Source organism: Geobacter benzoatilyticus, assembly GCF_017338855.1.
Lineage (GTDB): Bacteria > Desulfobacterota > Desulfuromonadia > Geobacterales > Geobacteraceae > Geobacter > Geobacter benzoatilyticus.
On record NZ_CP071382.1, the window covers coordinates 2,801,579 to 2,821,816 of the forward strand.

General features: G+C 53.9%; 15 protein-coding genes. 11 read left to right on the forward strand and 4 right to left on the reverse strand.

The window, feature by feature from the left end; all coding sequences use genetic code 11:
* Positions 1-10 precede the first annotated feature (10 nt).
* The 5 genes from JZM60_RS12915 (at position 11) to JZM60_RS12935 (ending at position 5,894) form a co-directional block, all read left to right on the forward strand.
* On the forward strand, positions 11-1,840 hold the full coding sequence (locus JZM60_RS12915; protein WP_207162849.1) for a hypothetical protein: 1,830 nt from the start codon (positions 11-13) through the stop codon (positions 1,838-1,840).
* Between the two features lie 13 nt (positions 1,841-1,853).
* Positions 1,854-3,212, forward strand: coding sequence for a phenylacetate--CoA ligase family protein (locus JZM60_RS12920; RefSeq protein WP_207162850.1), 1,359 nt, complete (start codon positions 1,854-1,856; stop codon positions 3,210-3,212).
* On the forward strand, positions 3,209-4,237 hold the full coding sequence (locus tag JZM60_RS12925) for an endonuclease/exonuclease/phosphatase family protein (RefSeq protein WP_207162851.1): 1,029 nt from the start codon (positions 3,209-3,211) through the stop codon (positions 4,235-4,237). The genes JZM60_RS12920 and JZM60_RS12925 overlap by 4 nt, the downstream gene beginning before the upstream one ends.
* 149 nt (positions 4,238-4,386) lie before the next feature.
* A complete protein-coding gene (gene xrtA / locus JZM60_RS12930; RefSeq protein WP_241426256.1) occupies positions 4,387-5,241 on the forward strand; it encodes an exosortase A in 855 nt (284 codons plus the stop codon).
* Positions 5,241-5,894: an exosortase C-terminal domain/associated protein EpsI gene (locus tag JZM60_RS12935; protein ID WP_207162852.1), complete on the forward strand. Its 654-nt coding sequence runs from the start codon at positions 5,241-5,243 to the stop codon at positions 5,892-5,894. Before xrtA ends, JZM60_RS12935 begins: the two co-directional genes overlap by 1 nt.
* 10 nt (positions 5,895-5,904) lie before the next feature.
* Here the strand turns inward: JZM60_RS12935 and JZM60_RS12940 are convergent, their stop codons facing one another.
* Positions 5,905-8,064 carry a hypothetical protein gene (locus tag JZM60_RS12940; RefSeq protein WP_207162853.1) on the reverse strand — a complete coding sequence of 720 codons (2,160 nt, stop codon included), beginning with the start codon at positions 8,062-8,064 and terminating at the stop codon, positions 5,905-5,907.
* Positions 8,065-8,257: 193 nt separating this feature from the next.
* On the opposite strand from JZM60_RS12940, the gene JZM60_RS12945 reads away from it, so the two are divergent.
* From JZM60_RS12945 to prsR, 3 genes are read left to right on the forward strand one after another with little or no spacing between them, the layout of a single operon-like run.
* The gene (locus JZM60_RS12945; RefSeq protein WP_207162854.1) at positions 8,258-9,547 is read left to right on the forward strand and encodes a nucleotide sugar dehydrogenase; all 1,290 of its coding nucleotides are present in this window, start codon (positions 8,258-8,260) and stop codon (positions 9,545-9,547) included.
* Positions 9,548-9,565: 18 nt separating this feature from the next.
* A complete protein-coding gene (gene prsK, locus JZM60_RS12950; protein ID WP_207162855.1) occupies positions 9,566-11,641 on the forward strand; it encodes an XrtA/PEP-CTERM system histidine kinase PrsK in 2,076 nt (691 codons plus the stop codon).
* Between the two features lie 15 nt (positions 11,642-11,656).
* On the forward strand, positions 11,657-13,024 hold the full coding sequence (gene prsR / locus JZM60_RS12955) for a PEP-CTERM-box response regulator transcription factor (protein ID WP_207162856.1): 1,368 nt from the start codon (positions 11,657-11,659) through the stop codon (positions 13,022-13,024).
* A gap of 24 nt (positions 13,025-13,048) precedes the next feature.
* On the opposite strand, the gene JZM60_RS12960 is transcribed toward prsR, so the two are convergent.
* From JZM60_RS12960 to JZM60_RS12970, 3 genes are all read right to left on the reverse strand, one after another.
* A complete protein-coding gene (locus JZM60_RS12960; protein ID WP_207162857.1) occupies positions 13,049-15,304 on the reverse strand; it encodes an HD domain-containing phosphohydrolase in 2,256 nt (751 codons plus the stop codon).
* A gap of 223 nt (positions 15,305-15,527) precedes the next feature.
* On the reverse strand, positions 15,528-16,055 hold the full coding sequence (locus tag JZM60_RS12965) for an outer membrane protein assembly factor BamD (protein ID WP_207162858.1): 528 nt from the start codon (positions 16,053-16,055) through the stop codon (positions 15,528-15,530).
* Entirely contained in the window at positions 16,052-17,380 is a 1,329-nt protein-coding gene (locus JZM60_RS12970) for a HAMP domain-containing protein (protein ID WP_207162859.1), read from the reverse strand. Before JZM60_RS12970 ends, JZM60_RS12965 begins: the two co-directional genes overlap by 4 nt.
* Before the next feature lie 150 nt (positions 17,381-17,530).
* Here JZM60_RS12970 and nadC point away from each other — a divergent pair, with 150 nt between their 5' ends.
* The 3 genes from nadC to JZM60_RS12985 are packed head-to-tail and all read left to right on the forward strand — an operon-like array spanning position 17,531 to position 20,200.
* Positions 17,531-18,361: a carboxylating nicotinate-nucleotide diphosphorylase gene (gene nadC, locus JZM60_RS12975; RefSeq protein ID WP_207162860.1), complete on the forward strand. Its 831-nt coding sequence runs from the start codon at positions 17,531-17,533 to the stop codon at positions 18,359-18,361.
* Positions 18,358-19,374: a biotin--[acetyl-CoA-carboxylase] ligase gene (locus JZM60_RS12980; protein ID WP_207162861.1), complete on the forward strand. Its 1,017-nt coding sequence runs from the start codon at positions 18,358-18,360 to the stop codon at positions 19,372-19,374. Before nadC ends, JZM60_RS12980 begins: the two co-directional genes overlap by 4 nt.
* 58 nt (positions 19,375-19,432) lie before the next feature.
* On the forward strand, positions 19,433-20,200 hold the full coding sequence (locus tag JZM60_RS12985) for a type III pantothenate kinase (protein ID WP_207162862.1): 768 nt from the start codon (positions 19,433-19,435) through the stop codon (positions 20,198-20,200).
* The last annotated feature ends 38 nt before the right edge of the window (positions 20,201-20,238 follow it).

A 20,238-nucleotide genomic window follows, 5' to 3' on the forward strand; every position in this document is an offset into this window, starting at 1 on the left:
TATAATAGCTATGTTATTTATTATGTTTGATAAATGCAATTCGTATGCAATGCAGTTGCCACCAAATAGCGAAGTTGCATTATTTGCAGATATCAAGAAATCAATTAAAGGTAAAATATATATACCTGGCGGAATTTATTCTAAGCCCTATAAAATAGTTATGTCTAATTATGAATATATATTAGAAAGCGATGTTTATGCCGATAATTCAGCAATAATTATTGAAACATCTAATATTATACTTAATTTAAACAATCATAAGATTTTATATAATATCAAGTCAAACGGTGAAGGTATTTCAACTGGCAGTTGGAATAACAAAAATATAGTTATAATTAATGGTCATATTGAACAAGGGCCTGCCATGTCTGAAGGAGACCAATATGGTGTTGGAAACAACCCTATTCGGATGACTCCATATGGTGTCAGCAAACTTATAATTAGCGATTTAATCGTTAGCTACGGTGGTAAAGATGTTGGTGGTATTGTTGTTTCTTCTAGAAATAGTTTTTTTAAAAACAACACTGTAGTTGATAAATGGCAAAATGGGTATTTTAAAAACAGGCATCAAGGTGTTAATGCCTTGGCAGGAGCGATGGGTAGCTCTGATTTCGTTAACAATGTTTATATTGATAACAATATTGTTAACTGTCGCCAGAAGGGCATAGTGCCAGGAAATGGATCTTATGTAGTTGGCAACAAGGTCTCAATCAATAGCCTAGCAACAAATTCAACTGGAATTGCACCCGGTATTGGCTGCAAAGTTTATAACAATACTATAATTGGGAGGGGAGAGCATCCAATTGGAATTTTTTATGTTTCCAAAGCCGGTAATGTTGAAATTTTCAACAACACCATTGATGTTCAGACTACAAAGCTTGGTGACGAATATGGCGGCAATCAGAAGTGTCTTGACCCAGCAACCCCGTGCGGCAACTATGCCGTAGGTTTTCGCACAACATGGGGCGGTAACAACATTAATTTTCATGACAACACTATTATCGTACGTACCGATTCAGCCTATAAAGGCACTCGTACATCAACTGGTGAACCTGTTGTGGTGAATGCCAAGGGCCGCGGGCTGATGGTTGCGATCAACGCTGGAGAAAAATCGAGATTTTACAACAATAAGATCACCGTTATTGACAAGGATGGCACCGGCAAGGCCTATGGTATTGCCTGCACCGGCGGAAATCTGGGCGAAATGATTTTTGATGGTAACACCGTCACCAGCAACATTCTTAATGTGGCGTTGGGGGATGAATACGGTGCTTGCGGAGGTTCTCCGCTTTTTTACCGTAACACGTTTGTCAAGGCCGATAACTATCCGGCTTACAAAACGATCGCCTCCGAACTTGGAGGTTATTTTGAGGGAACCGGACGTTTTGTGTCTAATATCTTCCTGGGCGGGGCTTCTGATAAGAACATAAACAACAATCTGGCCGGCAAGGGCAGGAAATCGGTCCACTTCGGCCGAGAAATGACTGCTACGTTGCAGGATACGGTCGCTTCGACTCCAATAGCTGGTGCAGTGGTCACACTTCAGAACGGCGGCGCTCCTTTTGATTCGACTGCCACAACCGACGCCCTTGGCACGGCAAAGCTGATTGTTTATGACTACGAACTGCACAACGCTGACAGCACCAGTAATAAGATCCTTGCCCGCAAATTAGCCCCGCACACGATGCATGCTGTTATCGGTTCTGATACATTCATAACCGTGCTGGACAAGTCACCGGCTGCATTGGATCTTATGAATGACGTGGCTGGGACATTCACGCTTCCGCTCCTAAAAGACGGTATTACTGATGTGGGCAAGAAGCTGACCCTGACGTATTGAGGAGTATCCATACATGAGCCTTTCCGGTTCTTTTATCCGCACTGTCATCGTTCCTCTTTGGGCAATGAAAGAGGGAACACCCTACCTGCGCCACCTGAAAGGTTTGGATGGTTCAAAAAAACGTCCCCTGGCACAGGTGCAGGCAGACCAGCTGCAGCGCCTGAAAAAACTGCTGGGCCACGCTTATGACAATACTCCCTTCTACCGTAGGCAATTCGATTCAACGGCTGTCAAGCCGTCTGACATCAGCACCCTTGACGACCTGCGGAAACTGCCGCTTTTGACCAAGGATGACATCCGTGCCAACGGGGATGACATGATTGCCCGCAACATCCCGCGCGATCAACTGGTGGCCAAGAAAACCTCCGGCTCGACCGGGGTCTCGGTCGAGCTGTTTGTCGATGAGGCCAGCGCTCAGTGGAAACGGGCCGTCACCGTTTCCTACGATCGCTGGGCCGGTTGGGATATCGGCGAACGGGTAGGGGCCATCTGGGGCAACCCCGAGTGTTATCAAAACTGGCGTGCCCATCTGCGCAACTCACTGCTTACACGGCATATCCCGCTAGATACGCTGAAGATGGGGCCTGATACGATGCGGGCTTATTATGATACCTTGCTGAAAAAGAAGCCGGTGATCCTTTTCGGCCATGCTCATTCTCTCTACCTGTTTGCCCGTTTCCTTGAAGAGAAGGAATTGTCCGGTATCCATCCCCGCGGCATCATCAGCACCTGCATGGTGCTGCACGATTTTGAGCGTCAGACGATCGAGCGGGTCTTCGGCTGTCGGGTAACAAACCGCTACGGCTGCGAGGAAGTGAGCCTCATTGCCTGCGAATGCCCTGAGGGAAACTTCCACCTCAACTGCGATACTCTCATCGTTGAGTTCATCCGAGATGGAAAGCCGGTGGCACCGGGTGAGCCCGGTGCAATCGTGGTAACCGACCTGACCAATTACGGCATGCCTTTCATTCGATACAAGGTGGGGGATGTTGGTATTCCCTCTGCAAAGACCTCCTGCCCCTGTGGCTGCACCTATCCGATTATGGATTCTCTGGAAGGAAGGGTGGCCGATTATGTGGTGACACCGGATGGCAACTATATTTCGGGTATTTCCCTGACCGAGAACTTTGCCATGCACCTGCCAGGAGTGAAGCAGATGCAGATTGTACAGGAGGAGCTTGACCACCTGACTTTCAGAATTGTGAAGGGGGAAAGCTTTTCGGAACAGACGGTGGCGGATATTAAAAGGTTGGCTTATGAGCGCTTCGGTGCCCGGGTGAGGTTTGATATTGAGTATGTCGATTCCATCCAATCGGAGTCTTCTGGAAAGTATCGTTTCTGCATCTCAAAGCTGCAAAACCCGTTTTCATGATGGCTGTACAGGATAAACACCGCTCGATGAGTGTCCTTTCGTGGCTGAGCTGGCTCTATTTTGGGGCTGTGCTGGGGCTGTGGGTTGTTGTTTACACACTCGGCGACAGGTGGTGGCCGGCTACCGTGATTCTGTTTGCACCGCGCTGGATTGCGGCGCTGCCGCTGGCGATCCTGCTGCCGCTGGCGGCCTGGCGCAGCCGCTTCAGCCTGATTCCGCTGCTGCTGGGGGCGTTGATTGTCGCGGGGCCCGTGCTGGGGCTGAATCTGTCGTTCGGCAGGTCTGCGGCCCTTGGCGGCACAATCCTGCGGGTGATTACCTGTAATATCGATGGCATTAAGCACGACCCCGTTGCTCTGGCTGTACTGATTCGTGATTCGAGCGCCGATGTCGTGGCACTTCAGGAGTATCCGGCCGGCCTGAAGCTGGATCTTCCGCCGGGGTGGCAGTCCGTACAGGAACGGGGACTGGCGATCCTGTCACGTTTTCCGCTGCAGCGCGGCATCACGACGCTGGTTTCCAATCCGCCAAACCCCTGGCCCAGCACTTGCCTGCTGCAGTGCATTGTGAAAACGCCCGGTGGGGATCTTAATTTCTGCTCGCTGCAGTTGCCGACTCCGCGCTTCGATCTGTTGCCACTTCTGGATCAGACTACGGTTATCAATCCTTCCCGTAAGGGGCAGCTGCTGGCCGGTACGGTTTACCGGCGCCGCGCTGCGCAGGAGGTGCAGAAGGCGGTGGCCGGGTTGTCCGGTCCGACTATTATTGCCGGAGATTTCAATATGCCGGTGGAAAGCTCCATCTACCGGCAGGTCTGGAACGGGTATGGCAATGCCTTTTCCCAATCCGGTTTCGGATACGGCTGGACTCAACGTGCCAAGTCAAGGAAGCTGACCTCCATTGGCATACGGATCGACCACATTCTGATCGGTCCTGGTCTGGAAGTGCGAGACTGCACGGTTGGAACGGATGTGGGTTCGGATCATCTGCCGCTGATAGCGGATCTTGAAGTTGTGAAACGGTGAAATGCGGGGAACCATAACAGGGATTTGAAACGGGTGGCATCTATTACCTGAAAGTGTCGATATGGCCATGGACTGGTACAAGGATCCGATCACCGTCCCTTGTTGGCTGATCCGGTTATGCGATAAGGTTGCATGTTGCTGGTTGTTTCATGGGAGAACTTATGACTTTTGTTGAGGCGCTTAAAAATTACCGGATCCATCTCTGGATTGTTTTTGTTCTGTTGATTGCTCTCTATTACGGGATAGTGCCCGATATGGTTATGGACTGGTACAAGGATGATAACTATTCCCATGGGTTCCTGGTGCCTGTGATAGCCGGTTATTTCCTGTGGCAACGCTGGCCGGATATCAGGGTGGAGCCGGTCAAACCAGATAATATTGGCATTGTGCTGCTCCTGGTCGGGTGTGTGCAACTGACCATCGCCTGGCTCGGTACCGAGTATTTTCTGATGCGGTCATCGCTGATAGTGCTGCTTGCCGGAGTTGTGATGTTCTGGTTCGGCAGGGGAGTGCTCAAGAAACTCGCCTTGCCACTCGGCTATCTGATCTTCATGGTGCCGATACCCTACATCATCTATGATTCCGTGGCGTTTCCCCTGAAGCTCTTTGTCTCGAAGTTCTCCGTGGAATTTCTGCAAATGATCGGCGTGGTGGTGCTGAGAGAAGGGAACATAATCATGCTGAAGACGACTACGCTTGAGGTCGCCGATGCATGCAGCGGTATTCGTTCTCTCATGTCTTTGCTGGCCCTTGCTACAGCATACGCATTTTTTCTGGACACAACTACGCCGAGGAGATGGTTGATTATTGCCGCTGCGGTTCCGATAGCGATTGTTACCAATGTTTTGCGAGTTGTTGTTACCGGTATCCTGGCCGAGCATTGGGGGGAACGGGCGGCACAGGGGTTCTTTCACGAGTTTGCGGGGCTGGCCGTTTTTGCTCTGGCGATGGCCATGCTTGTCGGTTTAGGTGCCCTCTTGCGGGACCGTCGGGGGGGTAAGTGATGGGGACTGAGGCGAAACAGCAAGGCGGATCATTTAGGTTTATTATTGTTTATGTCCTGTTTACCCTGGTCGCGCTGTATATGAATATACATGCCGACATTTCCGTCCCCCCGAACAAGCCTTTCGCGGAGTTTCCGATGCGTGTCGGCGATTGGCGGATGACCCGGCAGGATATATTTTCCGATAATGTCCTGAATATTCTGTCGCCCACGGATTACCTGGCTCGCCGTTACGAGACTCCGGATGGTATGCGTGCTGATCTGTATGTCGGCTATCACGGCGGCGGCAAGGGGACAGGTGGTATCCATTCACCAAAGCACTGCCTGCCAGGCAGTGGTTGGTTTCAGGCTTCCAGTGAAACAACGACTCTTAAAGTGGGCTTGGAAACAATTCACCTTGTTCGAGCCGTATTCCAGAAGGGTGAAAGTAGCGAACTTATATTCTACTGGTTCCAGGTGCGTGACCGTTCGTTGACCGACGAGTATGCACTGAAATTGTCCGAGATAACCAATTCAATGCTCTACCGCCGCCGTGATACGTCGTTTATTCGTATTACGATTCCATTTGAAACCGATAAAGAAAAGGCACTGGCGGCAGGCACGGCCTTCATAAAGGCATTTTATCCTGAGATCAGTGGCTTTTTGCCGCGCTAGGGTCCTTCGATCATTTACGTTTCTCCAGCAGTTTCTTGAGGATTGACCGGGGGTAGTTTGCAGAATCTACGGTCAGGCTGAGAGGTTCCAGGCTGGTTCCGTTACCGTATGGATCGACAAGTTCCATCATGAAGATGTAAGGGGCACCGGTTTTAAGACCAGCCACGTCAGCTTTGGGGCGCCGCGAATAGAGATGGGACATGCTGATGGTTTCGACGCCATGGGCATCACGGGCTGTTACCTTCAAAAGCGCCAGTTCCGGATTATCGGCAGAATCAGCTAGGTCAACTTCCACATGGGCGGTGGCGGCGCCGAATTCCGTGGTGAATGTGACGCGCGGTGCTCCTGCCGGTCTGGGAGGGGTCTGATCGATGGCGGTTTCACGGAGGTGTGCTCTCATAAGCGGGTCGCCGGTGAGGGAGGTTGACCAGTTGACATACATGGTTGACAGCAGAAAACACTCTCCCAGGTCACGTCCGTTGAAAAGGTACTTGAGGAGGATGCGGTTGTCCCAGAAAGTTGCATTGGTAATGTGGGGGCCGCCGCTATAGGCGGGTGCGCCGGCAGCCGACACGGTAACCCCCTTGGCAAGATGCTGCCAGATGGCGGCGCTTTTGTAGTTCAAACCGTTTTCGCTTTTAACGTGCCGCTCCATTCCGCCCGGATAGAACCCCACAGCCCTCCAATCCGTTTTTTCTCCGATGCAGGTTCCCTGGCCGTCGCTTGGCGATCTGGCAAGAAAGGGGAGCCCCTCATCGTTGTACTCGGTGGCTTTGCCGAAGCCGAGCTGTTCCAGTTCACGGTTGCCCCATGATGTCGCGGCATTTTTGAGACGCATGGGAAGATCCGTAATGGACTTTGTTGATGTGCTTTTCAGGGATTCTCGCACCCGGCAGTCCATTTCAGGGCGAAGGTGCCGGGTCGCGTAGACGCTGTAGTCGATGATCCGTTTCGCTTCGTCTGCTGTGGAGCCGTCAATGCGGGAAACCCCATAGGCAAAGAAGTATTTCCCCGCCTTCTTTCGCCGTTCGGACAGGGGGGGGATGGCGATAAATTCCGGAGTTTTATTGCTTTTCCTCAGGAATGAATAGGTGTCGGGATGGCTGTAGGGATTCCATCTGTTGCCCGTCAGCTGATATCTCAAGCCGGTGGTTATGATGTTGTTCTTTACCCCTTTGTCGGCATCGGGGCCACCTGCCATGTAAAAAGGAATAATGGGGGGCCTGAATGCGTTCCAGCCATAGTAAATGGTTTGGAGTCGCTGCTCCAGTGACGCGAGGGAGCCGTGGTCGTTGCGGTTGGCTGTTGGGCCGTGGTCTATGCCGAATATTCCGTTTGCGGAGTAGGGCATCCCGTGAACCACAACGATATAGAGGAGATGGTCCTTGAGGAGTGTGCCGTCAGTCAGGGCATTCCGGGGATCTTCGAGAAATCTTCGTACCGGTTCCAATACGTCATCTTCCAGAATTTTGTCGTCGCGAATGCCGTCCGGCCCCGTAGGGGAGAAGGCAAAGTCGCGGGCATCGTAGTACCGGAGTTTCAGGTCGCTGACAGTGGCGCCGCTGCGGTTTTTAAGATTAAGCGTCACCGTGACCGTACCGGGAAACAGCTTGGTTGCATCGATTTTTATGCTTTTTTCCTTGCCGGCATTTCCGGTTATTTGCATGGCAGTGGAAAGAGGGGTGATGATCCTCTCCTCTCCGGTTTTCTCTGACCGGCAGGAGATATGGAGGGTTTTCCAGTCGGCGTCTGCGTCGGAGATGCTGATTTCGACTTTGCGTGAATCCCGTACCCAGTCGAGCGATGAGGGAGCTTTTCCTTTTCCCGTGAAGATGATGCCGTTGCGGTTGTCGGTGCTCTCTTCGCGTATCGCCCAGTCATTGAGATGTTTCTGCCCCCAATGACGGCAGCTCAACCCGAGCAGGTAGGGCTTTTTGCCGGTTTTGGGGTCGGTGTGCATGGCAGCGTAGTATTCGGCTATTTCCTGTGAATCCTGACCGGCGGCGGTCCCCTCGCTCCGTTTTTTCCAGTCGGCGTTGTAGATGACAAGCACCCGGTCGGGTGGGGCTGCGTAGGGTTGCAGCGTTTCCCCGGCCCGGGCATGGCCGGCGGGCGCTCCGGCGATTGCTGCGACCGTTAGAATGCCGACGGTTACTGATGCAAGGGACATGGCGAAATTCCTCCTGAACTGGCAGTTCTTCAAGAGTATACCAGAGTCTGCCTGTCGGGACAGTTTACAATCCGGTACGGTTTTTTGTGTCGATTTTATTTACAGATGCAGGAGCGTCTGGTAAAAATAATGTTGATTGTTTTGAATTAATAATAAATTTGCATATACCGCAATCATCTGACAAGGAGCATCCATGAATTCACTTAATCGTACGGTTTCCGTTGTTGGCCTCGGCTATGTCGGGCTTCCCGTTGCAGTGGCATTCGGCAAGGTCAGAAAAACCGTGGGCTTTGACATAAATCCCGTTCGCATCCGCGAATTGAAGGAAGGGTATGACCGGACCTGGGAGGTTGACGATGATGATCTCAAGGCCGCCGACATCCTTTTTACCGATTCCATTGATGAGCTGAAACAGGCCGATTTCCATATCGTCGCGGTGCCGACGCCGGTGGACGATGCCAACCAGCCCGATCTTACCCTTATGCTGAAGGCATCGGAAACGGTGGGCAAGGCCCTGAAGAAGGGGGATATCGTGGTGTATGAGTCGACGGTCTACCCCGGCGTGACCGAAGATGAATGCATGCCGGTGCTGGAGAGGGTGTCGGGACTTGTGGGGGGACGGGACTTCACGGTCGGTTACAGCCCTGAAAGGATTAACCCCGGCGACAGGGAGCACACCTTTACGAAGATCAAGAAGGTGGTGTCGGGGCAGGACGCCGAAACACTGGAGACCGTGGCGGGGGTTTACGAGTCGGTGGTGACTGCCGGCGTTCACCGGGCGGCGAGCATCAAGGTGGCCGAGGCGGCCAAGGTTATCGAGAATACCCAGCGCGACCTGAACATCGCCCTCATGAACGAGCTGGCTCTCATCTTCGACCGCCTTGGCATCGACACCAACGACGTGCTGGAGGCGGCCGGCACCAAGTGGAATTTCCTCAAGTTCAGGCCGGGGCTCGTGGGTGGGCACTGCATCGGGGTCGATCCCTACTACCTGACCCACAAGGCGGAGAAGATCGGCTACATTCCCCAGGTTATCCTGGCGGGTCGCCGGATCAACGACGGCATGGGGAAATTCATCGCCCAGCAGGCGGTGAAGGAGATGATTCACGCCGGGCATTGTGTCCGGGGGTGCGTGGTGACGGTTCTGGGGCTCACCTTCAAGGAGGATTGCCCCGATCTGCGCAACTCCAAGGTTATCGACATTATCCGGGAACTTCAGGATTACGGCGTTGACGTACAGGTGTGCGATCCCCTGGCCGATGCCGATGAGGCAATGCATGAATACGGCGTGGGACTCGTCCCCTTCGGGGAACTGAAGCCCGCTGCCGCCGTAGTGGCTGCGGTGGCTCACCGGGATTACCGGGAGCTTTCCCTTGAAGCGCTGAAGGGGCTCATGGGGGAGGGGCCGGTACTCGTGGATGTGAAGGGGATCTATGATCCGGCCGAGGTCAGTAAGGCAAAGATCAGGCTCTGGAGGCTGTAGCGCCTTTACGGGTGACCAATGGTTCAGCTAGTTCTTTCATCGACGGCGCTACTTCTGGCGGCAGTCTATGCCGCAGGCACCCTCTGGCGCGGTGGCCGCACCATTTCCGCCTTTGTGTCGGTGGCGGCCATCGCCGTCTTTGCTCTCGTTGAATGCTTCGACCTTGCCGCGGTGGCGGGCCTCGGCGACCCGCTTGTCTGGAAGCGCTACAGCCTCCTGGCGGAAGGGCTCGTGCCGGCGACCTGGCTGTTCTTCAGCCTCACCCATGCCAGATCGGCCGGGGTGCGGCAAGTGTCCGTCGCCCAGAGGATACTTCTGGGTTCAACGCTCCTGTTTCCTGCGGCCCTTTTCGTTTTTCCGCAGGTTTCGTTTTTCTATTCCCCCGACTTCGATACCGAGAGAATCCTCTTCCTCTCAAACACCGGTTATCTCTTTTACTGCGGGCTCCTTGTCTATCTGGTGATCTCGCTGATCAACCTTGAAGCGACTTTCAGCAACGCCTCCCTTTCGTCGCGGTGGAAGATCAAGTTCGATTTTCTCGGCGCGGGTAGCTTTCTGGCCGTGCTGATTTTCTATTACAGCCAGGGGCTTCTCTACCGGACCATCAACATGAACCTGATGCCGTTGCGGTCTCTGGTTTTCACCCTGGCCCTCGGGATGATGCTCTATTCGCTGGTGGCCCGCGGCAACGGGGTCAGAATCGCCGTCTCCCGGAATATGGCCTACAAGTCGGTGGTTCTCTTTGCCGTGGGGCTCTACCTGGTAGCTCTGGGGATCCTGGGGGAGGGGCTCAAGTACTTCGGCGAGGGAAACCAGAAAACCCTGGCGCTGGGGGGGGCTTTTGTCGTCGGGATTTGCCTTGTCGTTTTGCTTCTCTCCGAAACGGCAAAGCGCAGGCTCAAGGTTTTCCTCCATAAGAATTTTTACCAGAGCAAGTACGATTACCGCACCCAGTGGCTTCAGTTCTCCGACCGCCTGGCAACGGCCAGGGAAAGCGGCGAACTTATGGCGGCTATCCTCTCCGGCTATTGCGACATATTTGCCATGGGGTGCGGCGGCCTCTTTGTCAGGGATTTCGATTGCAATGAGTTCCTCTGGGCCGCCGGTCATGAACTTCCGCCAACTGCCGTTTCTTTCAGTCAGGGTGATGCGGTCCTGGCGCCCATGATTGAGCGGTCGTGGGTAGTAAATCTGCGCGAGGACGCGCCACTCCTTCGCCCGGAGCAGGAAGCTTACTTTTCCGCCAACGGCCTCCAGTTCCTGGTGCCGCTCTTCGGTCCCAGGGAGTTGGAGGCGGTGCTCGTTCTGGGCCGGCCGGTGAATAAGAATGAGCAGTATCTTTACGAAGATTACGACCTTATGAAGACCCTGGCCCGGCAAGCGGCCTCGGCTCTTCTGAACTATCGCCTTTCGGAACAGCTTGCCCGGTCGCGGGAGCTTGAGGTCATGGGGAGGGTCTCCGCCTTCATCATCCACGATCTCAAAAATCTGGTCTACACGTTGTCGCTGACGGTGGACAACGGGCGGGAGCATATCTCCGACCCCGAGTTCCAGGATGATTTGCTGGATACCCTCACCAATACCGTCAACCGGATGAAGGTGCTCATTTCGCGCCTCAAGAACCTGCCGGAGAAGCGGTCGCTGGATCTGGAGCAGGTTAATCTATACCGCCTTGCCGTTGATACGGCTGCCATGGTGCCTGGCAGCGGCGCGGTTTCAGTGGCCGGGGCCGACACTCCAGCGCACGTAGACCGTGAGGAGATTCAGAAGGTTGTGATGAATCTGCTGGTAAATGCCCTGGAGGCGACGGATGGCAAAGGGCCGGTCGAGGTTGAGGTGGGAGCAGGCAGCGGCGCCCCGTTCATCCGGGTAAGGGATGGCGGATGCGGCATACCGGAGGAGTTTCTCCGTACTCACCTCTTTTCACCCTTCAAATCCACCAAGACAAAGGGGCTCGGCATCGGGTTGTATCAATGCCGGCAGATTGTTGAGGCCCATGGCGGCCGGATAGACGTTGAAAGTACTGTAGGTGCCGGGACTGTTTTTACCGTCTCGTTCGGCAACGGCAATCAGGGGGCCGGGGACCAGAATTAAACAGGGGTGTTATTGATGGAAAAACTGCTCATTGTGGATGATAACGAGGATATCCGCCGCCAGCTTCGCTGGGGCATCGGGAAGGAATACTCCCTGTTTCTGGCCGCCGATGGTGCCGAGGCGCTGGAGTTGTTCCGAAAGCACCGCCCCCAGGTCGTTACTCTCGATCTTGGGCTTCCTCCCCATGAGGACAGCTCTGAAGAGGGGTTTCGCTGCCTCGGTGAGATGCTTCGCATAGCCCCCGAGGCGAAGGTGATCGTCATTACCGGCAACGAAGGCAAGGAAATTGCCGTGAAGGCCGTTCAGATGGGAGCCTATGATTTTTACCAGAAGCCGATCAATCTTGACGAACTCAAGGTGATAATAAAGCGGGCTTTCCACCTTCAGACCCTGGAGGACGAGAACCGGCGGCTCCAGAGCGCCCTTGACGGGTGCGGCACGGATGCCAAGGGGATACTGGGCCAGTGCGCCGAAATGCAGCAGGTGTTTAACACCATCAGGAAAGTTGCCAGTTCGGATATTTCAGTTCTTATCCACGGCGAGAGCGGCACCGGCAAGGAGCTTGTGGCCAGGGCAATACACGCCCAGAGCCTGCGCAAGGATGGGCCGTTCATCCCCATAAACTGCGGCGCGATTCCGGAAAATCTGCTGGAATCCGAGCTGTTCGGCCACGAGAAGGGTGCGTTTACTGGGGCGATGGCCCGGGTGCAGGGGAAGGTGGAGTATGCTCACAAGGGAACCCTGTTCCTTGATGAGATCGGTGAGCTTCCCTTGAACCTTCAGGTTAAACTTTTGCGCTTTCTGCAGGAAAAGGTCATCCAGCGGGTTGGGGGGCGTGAAGATATCGCCATTGATGCCAGGATTATCGCGGCCACTAATGTCGATATCCTGAAAGCCATGGAGGAGGGGCAGTTCCGGGAAGACCTCTACTACCGGATCGGGGTGGTTACGGTTACGCTTCCTCCTCTCCGGAGTCGGGGTGATGATCTGATGCTTTTGGCTAATTTTTTCCTGAAGCGATACGCCAATGACTTAAAGAAAAAGGTGAAAGGTTTTAGCGAAACATCCAGGGAATACATGGAAAATTACGGATGGCCCGGAAACGTGCGGGAGTTGGAGAACAAGGTGCAGCGTGCCATTCTCATGGCGTCCGGGGCAGTTGTCGAGCCCGATGACCTCGGATTCATCGAACGCCCCATGGCGCGCAAGGCAAACAACGGCGATGTCACCACCCTGCGCGAGGCCCGGGAAAGGGTAGAGCGGGAAATGATCAAGGGCGCCATTGCCAACAGCAAGGGGAATATTGCCAAAGCTTCGGAAGAGCTGGGGATAAGCAGGCCAACCCTCTATGATCTTATGAAGAAATACGGCATTAGTGCATAAACTGAAACCGGAGTACGGAGCCGCCTAACTCACCACTTGTTCCAGCACATCCACCATCTGCGGATCGTAGTATGTCCCGGTTTTTTTGCGGATCTCGGCTAGAGCTTCCGCCGGCTCCATGGCGGGGCGGTAGGGCCTTTCCGATGTCATGGCGCAATAGGCGTCAACGACTGCGAGAATCCTGGCTATGAACGGAATATTGTTTCCGTTAAGCCCGTCGGGATAACCGGTTCCGTCGTACCGTTCGTGATGGTGGAGAATCCCTTGTTTTATTTCCTCGGAGAATTCAAACGAGTCGAGTAGTCCCACGGTGGTGTAAGGGTGGATTTTTAGAGTATTTTCTTCGGTCGGAAGCAGTTTTCCCTTTTTGCTGAGAATGCTCTCTTCCAGGAGAACGAGCCCCAGGTCATAGAGCACGGAAGCGTAGAGAATGGACCTGCGCTCCTGTTCGCCAAGCCCGAGCTTTGCCGCCATTCCCATGGCAACGTCCGGCAGGCGTGAATCCTTTTTGTGGTATTTCTTCTCGGCGCTGATAAGGCTGTCGAATGACGTCATGAGTTGACGGAATTCGTCTTCCTGGCGCTCTTCGCCGTAGAGCCCTTCTATGACATGCACTACCCGTTCACACATGGATTGAGCCAGATCGAAATCCCTTTCGGTAAATGGGCTGGATGAGCGCTTGTTGTTCAGGTTCAGGACGCCTATTACCTTGCCGTTGATTTTGAGGGGAAGTGAAATGAGCGATTTGCTGTTGTATTGAGCGACGTTTTTTCTCCCGAAACGGGGATCCTGCTCGATGTCTTCTACAAAAAGCGGTTCACCCTCTAGGGCAACCCACCCGGCAATCCTCTCCCCCATTCGCACGCGGGTCTGTTTTATCAGAAGGTCGTCAAGTCCCCGTGCCCCCTTGATCATCAGATCCCCTGTCAGATCATCGCAAAGCATCACGGAACAGATATTAACGTCGAGGACTTCCGTTATGAATTCCAGGAACATGTCGATGGTCGTGGTTACTACGGCATCCATTTTCTGCCGGGTGCTTTTCGGGATGTTCAGGGTGATCAGGAGACCGTCCGCGGTGTTCTCGGCGACGAGGTCCCAGCGGTGGATGTCGGAAACCTTGCGGGCCAGGTAGAGCTTGAGTTGCCCTTCGGGTGAATCGGTCTGAAACAGGTGGTTCGAACTGAAGAGGTATGCGGTGATGCTTTCCGGCAGCCTGCGCGGCAGAGCTATGGATATGTGGACCTGGTCATTCTCCCTGGCGGAAATGACGATTTCGTCGCCACGCTCCAGATAACTGTTCAGGCCTTCGAGAATATTGAGGAAGAACTGCATGATTCTGATGCGGTCGCCCACTATGTCGGAAAGCCCTTCGTCGACCTCGATCTTCAGATTAATATCTTTGCGGGCAAAGAGGGTTTTGATGTTTTTTGAGTTGCTGATCTCGCCGAGTACTTCACGGAGGCTCACCACGGTTTTATTGATGATCATCGTTTCGTCTTCGAAACGGAGGAAGTCCAGCTGGTTTTCGACAATGCCGATCAGCTTGTCCGTTTCGCCGGTGATGATGTCGTAAAACTCTTCCTGCTCCCTCCGGGAGAGCCGCTCAGATTGCGAGAGATAATAAACGGAACCCTTAATAGAGTTGAGGGGGGTGCGCAGTTCGTGGGAGACGCGGGTAATAAACTCGGTCTTTACCACGTCGCTTTCAATGAGTTTGCGATTAATACCCTCCAGTTCGGCAGCCTTGAAGCGGAGCTGGCTGACAAGCATCGCGTTTTCGAGGGCTATTGCCGCCTGGTTGGCGATTATCTTGATGAGGGAAAACTCGTCATCATTAAAGGATGCTCCGTCAACCTTGTCGTTAATGTTGATGACGCCTAGGAGTCTGTTCTTGCTGATGATTGGGCATGAAACAAAGGAGTTGGTGCGGTAGCGGTCGCGGGTAAGGCCCTTCAGCTGCGGTTCTTCCTCCAGATCCTGCACCAGCATGGGGGCGCGGTTCTTCGCGACGATTCCTGCTATCCCCTGGCCGATTTTTGCGCGGTAGGTTCTGATGAGGTTGAGGTCAATGCCCCGGCCCGCAAGGATATAAAGCTCATCACGCTCGTTGACTAGCATGAGGGAGCCCTTTTCAGCCTTGGTGTAGTTGATTGCCAGGTCAAGCATGAGATTCGCGATTGCACTCAGGTTGTCCGTAACCACGAGGGCGTTGGATATCTCCTGGAGTATCGCGAACTTTTTTTCGAATAGACGCAGGTTGTCTGATGCTGAGTTCATGGACGGGTTTGTTCCTGGCCGGCGGTCTTGCTGGCGATGTTGACTAGATAACGGCAATGATACGGGTTATTGATCTGGCATACAACAAAAGTGCCAAAAGCGGTAGTGAGATTTGTTATGTATATTGGCATGTTGCGGCGGAGAGTGAGGCAGGGAGGAGGATTATTTGTAAAGAATTTTTTAACAATCTTGGTGATGGTGTCGGGAATTTTGACAGTCCAGGTCAGGGTTTAGACTTTCTTTCCAGCTCCAGGTCAAGTGTTTTGAGTTTTTCAATATTGAGTTTCATTTCTTTATTCTCTCTGGTCAGGGAGAGATTCAGGTCTTTAAGGGTTCTTATCTGGCGGCGAAGTTCGTTAGTTGTTTGAATGCGGCGCGGGATTCCGGAGAGAAAATAGGTGAGCGATGACGCCTGGGTCGCCCATATGCTGACCGGATACTCTTTCTGGAGCCGCTCCAGATAAGAGATGGCATTGGACAGTTCTTCACGGTCCAGGTCCGACGGTACGGAAAGAAGTCCAAGGCGGAAGAGAGCTTCATCGGTAATCCCGGCAACTCCCGGAGCTGCCACTATTGACTTCAGGTGGGCAACGGCCCTTTCCGTATTCCCCCGATCAATCTGCCTCAAGGCCTGTCCAAGCTTCTCCTGCTGAGCACTTCGCAGTTGATGGCCTTCCATTGATTTCTGGATCATGGCGCAGCCGGAGAGGTGGGCGGCCAGCATAATTATGATGAAGTTACGTGCATTCATCGGGGATTCCTGCGTCTGTTGAACTGGTAGTTGCTACCCGGCGATTTCTTCAGCATATCCTTAATATCAGCCGCCGCCTTGGCAATTTCCACAGCTGAGGAGAATTCTTCGCTGCTGCATATGACGATGGCCACCGATATGCTCATGATGGGAAAGTTCCGGGCGACTCCGTAGCGGTCAACTCCCTTAATTGCACCATTGTTAAGGTCTTCTGCCGTGTAATGATTGCGGATGAAATCGTCGAAACGTGCGATGACTTTCTCGCAGATGGGGATCCCGAGATCTGCAGCCGCAACCATTACGAAATCGTCCCCGCCGACGTGACCTACGAAGGCGTCGTTGCCGGCAACTTCGCGGACTGTATCGTGGATAAGTTCGCCCGTCAATTTTATTACTTCACTTGCCTTGATGTAACCATAGTGATCGTTGTATGCCTTGAAGTTGTCAAGGTCGGCATAACAGACTACAAAAGGCTCCCCGGCCTGGAGGCGCCTGTTGAGAACCCGTTCGATCGCGATATTGCCGGGGAGACGCGTCAGCGGACTTGCGTCGAGGCTTATCTGCTCAAGTTCCTTGAGCTTTTTCCCCATTCGGGAGAAATCTTTCGCCAGTGCTCCAATTTCGTCACCGGTTGGTATGTGCGGGTCGTAGTCGAAATCTCCCTCGGCGATTCGGTGCATACCTTTTTTGAGTTTCTTGATGGAGGTGTAGATGGAGTGCAGGGTGAGAGCTGCTACGGAAACTGCCAGGAAAAAACCGGAAAAAGCAAGCATGAGGGTGAGCTTGACGGTATCGGCCTCGCGCTTGTCGGCTTCTGCCAGTTTTTTCCCAAGAAGCTTCTGCCGGGAGGAGGAAAGTTCTTCAATAAGGCTGACGACGGTGTCGGCTTCTTTCTTTGCGGGGAGCGGGTCACTGCCGCCGGTTGCGAAGATGCGGCCTGTTTCTTTCCGGTAGGCATCGTAGTTGATGACTATGGAGCGGAAGAGGCCATTATTGTCCAGCTTGCCGATTTTTCCAAGGGTTGCCAGGAATTCAGCCTGACGCTGATCATATAGGGTTTTGAATTCTTCGCTCTTGAGGATTGAGTACTTCCCGGCAAAACGTTCCTGGGCAAGCATGGATTCTCTGAGGCTGTTGGCAGCATCAATGACAAAAAGGTCGGTTTTAGCTATTTCCTTTGCGGTTCTGTTGAGGGAGTAGAGCCCCATGACAGAGAAGGCAAGGGCGGTTGTGGTCAGAAAAAGCATTGCCGCATAACTGGCGATGAGCTTCTGAATGAGAGTGAAGCGGGTACGGGGCTGTTTGTGGTCTGTCGGGTCGCTCATGCTTTGATTGTCCTTAAAGTTTGTTATTGTAATTCACCCATCCGGCCAAGTCAACCTGGCGGAAAACCCCGGCGCCGCGCCCTCTTTGCGGTTGCGGGTACCCCTGTCCTGTGCTATATAGAGGCTTAATTTCAGAGACATGGAGAGCCTATGACAGGCCTTGACAGGATTATTGAAAATGCACTCATGGAAGATATCCATACGGGTGACATCACGACTCTTGCGGTGGTGTCGGAGCGGCGTCCGGCCCGCGCCAGACTCATTGCCAAGGAGTCAATGGTACTGGCCGGCGTGAACGTGGCCGCACGGGTGTTCACGTTTCTGGACGCTTCGACCGGTTTCAGGCCGCTCCATGGAGATGGGGCAAGGCTTGCAGCTGGTGACCTCATCGCCGAACTCGATGGTGATTCAGCTATGCTGCTTCAGGGTGAGCGCGTGGCGCTCAACCTTTTGCAGCGCATGAGCGGTACCGCTACGCTCACGTCCCGATACGTGGAGGCTGTGGCGGGAACGCGGGCACGAATCGTCGATACGCGCAAGACAACGCCTGGCCTTCGGGTTCTGGAGAAGTACGCCGTGCGCGTGGGGGGGGGGATAAATCACCGCACCGGCCTTTACGACGGCGTTCTGATCAAGGAAAATCACATAGCTGCCGCAGGCGGAATCACTCAGGCAGTTACCCGTGCCCGTGCCTACATCCCCCACACCATGAAGATTGAAGTGGAAACCGAGACTCTCGCCGAGGTGGCCGAGGCCATCGACGCCGGCGCTGAGATCATAATGCTCGACAACATGGACCTGGCAACCATGACTGAGGCGGTGCAGCTCATCGGCGGTCGTTCCCTCGTGGAGGCTTCGGGCGGGGTTAATCTTGAAACCGTAAGGGGAATAGCCGAAACGGGGGTGGATATCATCTCCGTGGGGGCGCTGACCCACTCTGCCCGCGCCATGGATATTTCGATGCTTCTGGAGGCAGAGTGAGCGGTGAGTCTCCACGCCCCGATGCCGGCGGAAGCCGGGAAATCGACCGAAAGATTCTGGAGATCTTCAGGGGCCGTAACGGGGGCGTCGTATCCGGCGAAGAACTGAGCCGCCTCCTTAATGTATCGCGCACCGCCGTCTGGAAACATATCAAGGCCCTCAAGGACCTCGGCTACCGCGTCGAAGCGGTTCCTTCCAGAGGGTACCGTCTCGTCTCCTCTCCCGATATCCTTACCCCCGCGGAACTTTCAACCGGCCTTAACGTCAAGATTGTCGGCACTTCCCTGGTATGCGTCAGTGAGACTGAATCTACGAATATCCTTGCCGGTCGCCTTGCCGAAGAAGGTGCCGCCGAGGGTACCGTTGTGATTGCCGATTCACAGAACCGGGGCAAGGGAAGGCTCGGCAGGCTCTGGGAATCTCCGGCTGGCGTAAACCTTTATTGTTCCGTTATCCTGCGGCCGCCGATCATGCCCATTCATGCTCCCCAGCTTACCTTCCTGTCGGCAGTGGCAGTGGCCGAGGCTATCGAGCGTGCCGCCGGCCTGATTCCAGTCATCAAGTGGCCCAATGACGTACTGGTTAACGGTTTCAAGGTGGCGGGGCTGCTCAACGAAATGAGCGCCGAGATGGAGCGGGTCGATTACCTGGTGCTCGGCATCGGGGTCAACATCAATATGCAGCGAAGCCAGTTCCCCGGCGACCTGCGCCACCCTGCCAGTTCCCTGGCCATTGAGGCCGGTCATGGGGTGGAGCGGCTTTCTTTTACCCGGGCGCTTCTTGAAGCCCTTGATTCACACTATGACAGTTATTGTGCTGAAGGGTACGCTCCTCTGCGCCAGGCTTGGCTCGACCGGAGCGCCGTGATGGGCCGCAGGGTTCGGGTTAACTGTCAGGAGCGGCAAGTGAGTGGGACTGTTGAGGGGATTGACGAGATCGGCGCTCTTTTGGTGAGAACTCCGGATGGCAAACAGGAACGGGTTCTTGCGGGGGATGTGACAATAGATGAGTGAGGGAGCGAACTGGTGATGGCCTAGCCACCTGTTGTCCCGTTGTTTTTGGAGGAAATGAATGCTTCTTGTCGTAGATGTTGGCAATACAAATATCGTTCTCGGCATTTATGACGGCCGGAAACTTGTGTGCGACTGGCGTATATCCACCGACAAGGCCAAGACGTCCGACGAGTATGGCATCTTGATCAGAGAGTTGTTCCGGGGGGCAGGCCTCGAATTCAAGGATGTGAAGGCCATTATCATCTCATCGGTTGTGCCGACCCTGTCCGGGGTGCTGGAAAGGCTTTCCCTCAATTACTTCGGCTATTCCCCCGTTGTGGTGGGCCCTGGCATCCGGACCGGGATGCCGATACAGTATGACAACCCCAAGGAGGTGGGGGCTGACCGGATTGTCAATGCGGTGGCCGGTTATGAGAAATACAAGACTTCCCTGATTATCGTCGATTTCGGCACTGCAACCACCTTTGATTATGTGAACCGCAAGGGGGAATATTGCGGCGGCGCTATCGCCCCGGGGCTTGTAATATCCATGGAGGCGCTGTTTCAGCGGGCGAGCAAACTGCCACGGGTAGATATAATAAAGCCTCCGGTGGTTATTGCCCGTAATACTGTCAATTCAATGCAGGCAGGCATATTTTACGGCTATGTCGGCCTTGTGGACGAGATTGTCAGCCGCATGAGGGCTGAGAGCAAGGATTCTCCGCGGATCATTGCAACGGGGGGGCTTGCCGGGATGATAGCACCGGAATCGAAAACAATTGAAGCGGTAGAGGATTATCTTACACTGGAGGGGCTCAGGATACTGTACGAACGTAATCGGGAGTGAAAAGGCGAAGTAGAGCGGAAGTCAAAAGGTCGATGACG

Bases quoted from the DNA above. Each gene is read 5' to 3' on its own strand.
- JZM60_RS12915 (WP_207162849.1), top strand. From the start codon at position 11: ATGTTATTTATTATGTTTGATAAATGCAATTCGTATGCAATGCAGTTG.
- JZM60_RS12920 (WP_207162850.1), top strand. From the start codon at position 1,854: ATGAGCCTTTCCGGTTCTTTTATCCGCACTGTCATCGTTCCTCTTTGG.
- JZM60_RS12925 (WP_207162851.1), top strand. From the start codon at position 3,209: ATGATGGCTGTACAGGATAAACACCGCTCGATGAGTGTCCTTTCGTGG.
- xrtA (WP_241426256.1), top strand. From the start codon at position 4,387: ATGGGAGAACTTATGACTTTTGTTGAGGCGCTTAAAAATTACCGGATC.
- JZM60_RS12935 (WP_207162852.1), top strand. From the start codon at position 5,241: ATGGGGACTGAGGCGAAACAGCAAGGCGGATCATTTAGGTTTATTATT.
- JZM60_RS12940 (WP_207162853.1), bottom strand. From the start codon at position 8,064: ATGTCCCTTGCATCAGTAACCGTCGGCATTCTAACGGTCGCAGCAATC.
- JZM60_RS12945 (WP_207162854.1), top strand. From the start codon at position 8,258: ATGAATTCACTTAATCGTACGGTTTCCGTTGTTGGCCTCGGCTATGTC.
- prsK (WP_207162855.1), top strand. From the start codon at position 9,566: ATGGTTCAGCTAGTTCTTTCATCGACGGCGCTACTTCTGGCGGCAGTC.
- prsR (WP_207162856.1), top strand. From the start codon at position 11,657: ATGGAAAAACTGCTCATTGTGGATGATAACGAGGATATCCGCCGCCAG.
- JZM60_RS12960 (WP_207162857.1), bottom strand. From the start codon at position 15,304: ATGAACTCAGCATCAGACAACCTGCGTCTATTCGAAAAAAAGTTCGCG.
- JZM60_RS12965 (WP_207162858.1), bottom strand. From the start codon at position 16,055: ATGAATGCACGTAACTTCATCATAATTATGCTGGCCGCCCACCTCTCC.
- JZM60_RS12970 (WP_207162859.1), bottom strand. From the start codon at position 17,380: ATGAGCGACCCGACAGACCACAAACAGCCCCGTACCCGCTTCACTCTC.
- nadC (WP_207162860.1), top strand. From the start codon at position 17,531: ATGACAGGCCTTGACAGGATTATTGAAAATGCACTCATGGAAGATATC.
- JZM60_RS12985 (WP_207162862.1), top strand. From the start codon at position 19,433: ATGCTTCTTGTCGTAGATGTTGGCAATACAAATATCGTTCTCGGCATT.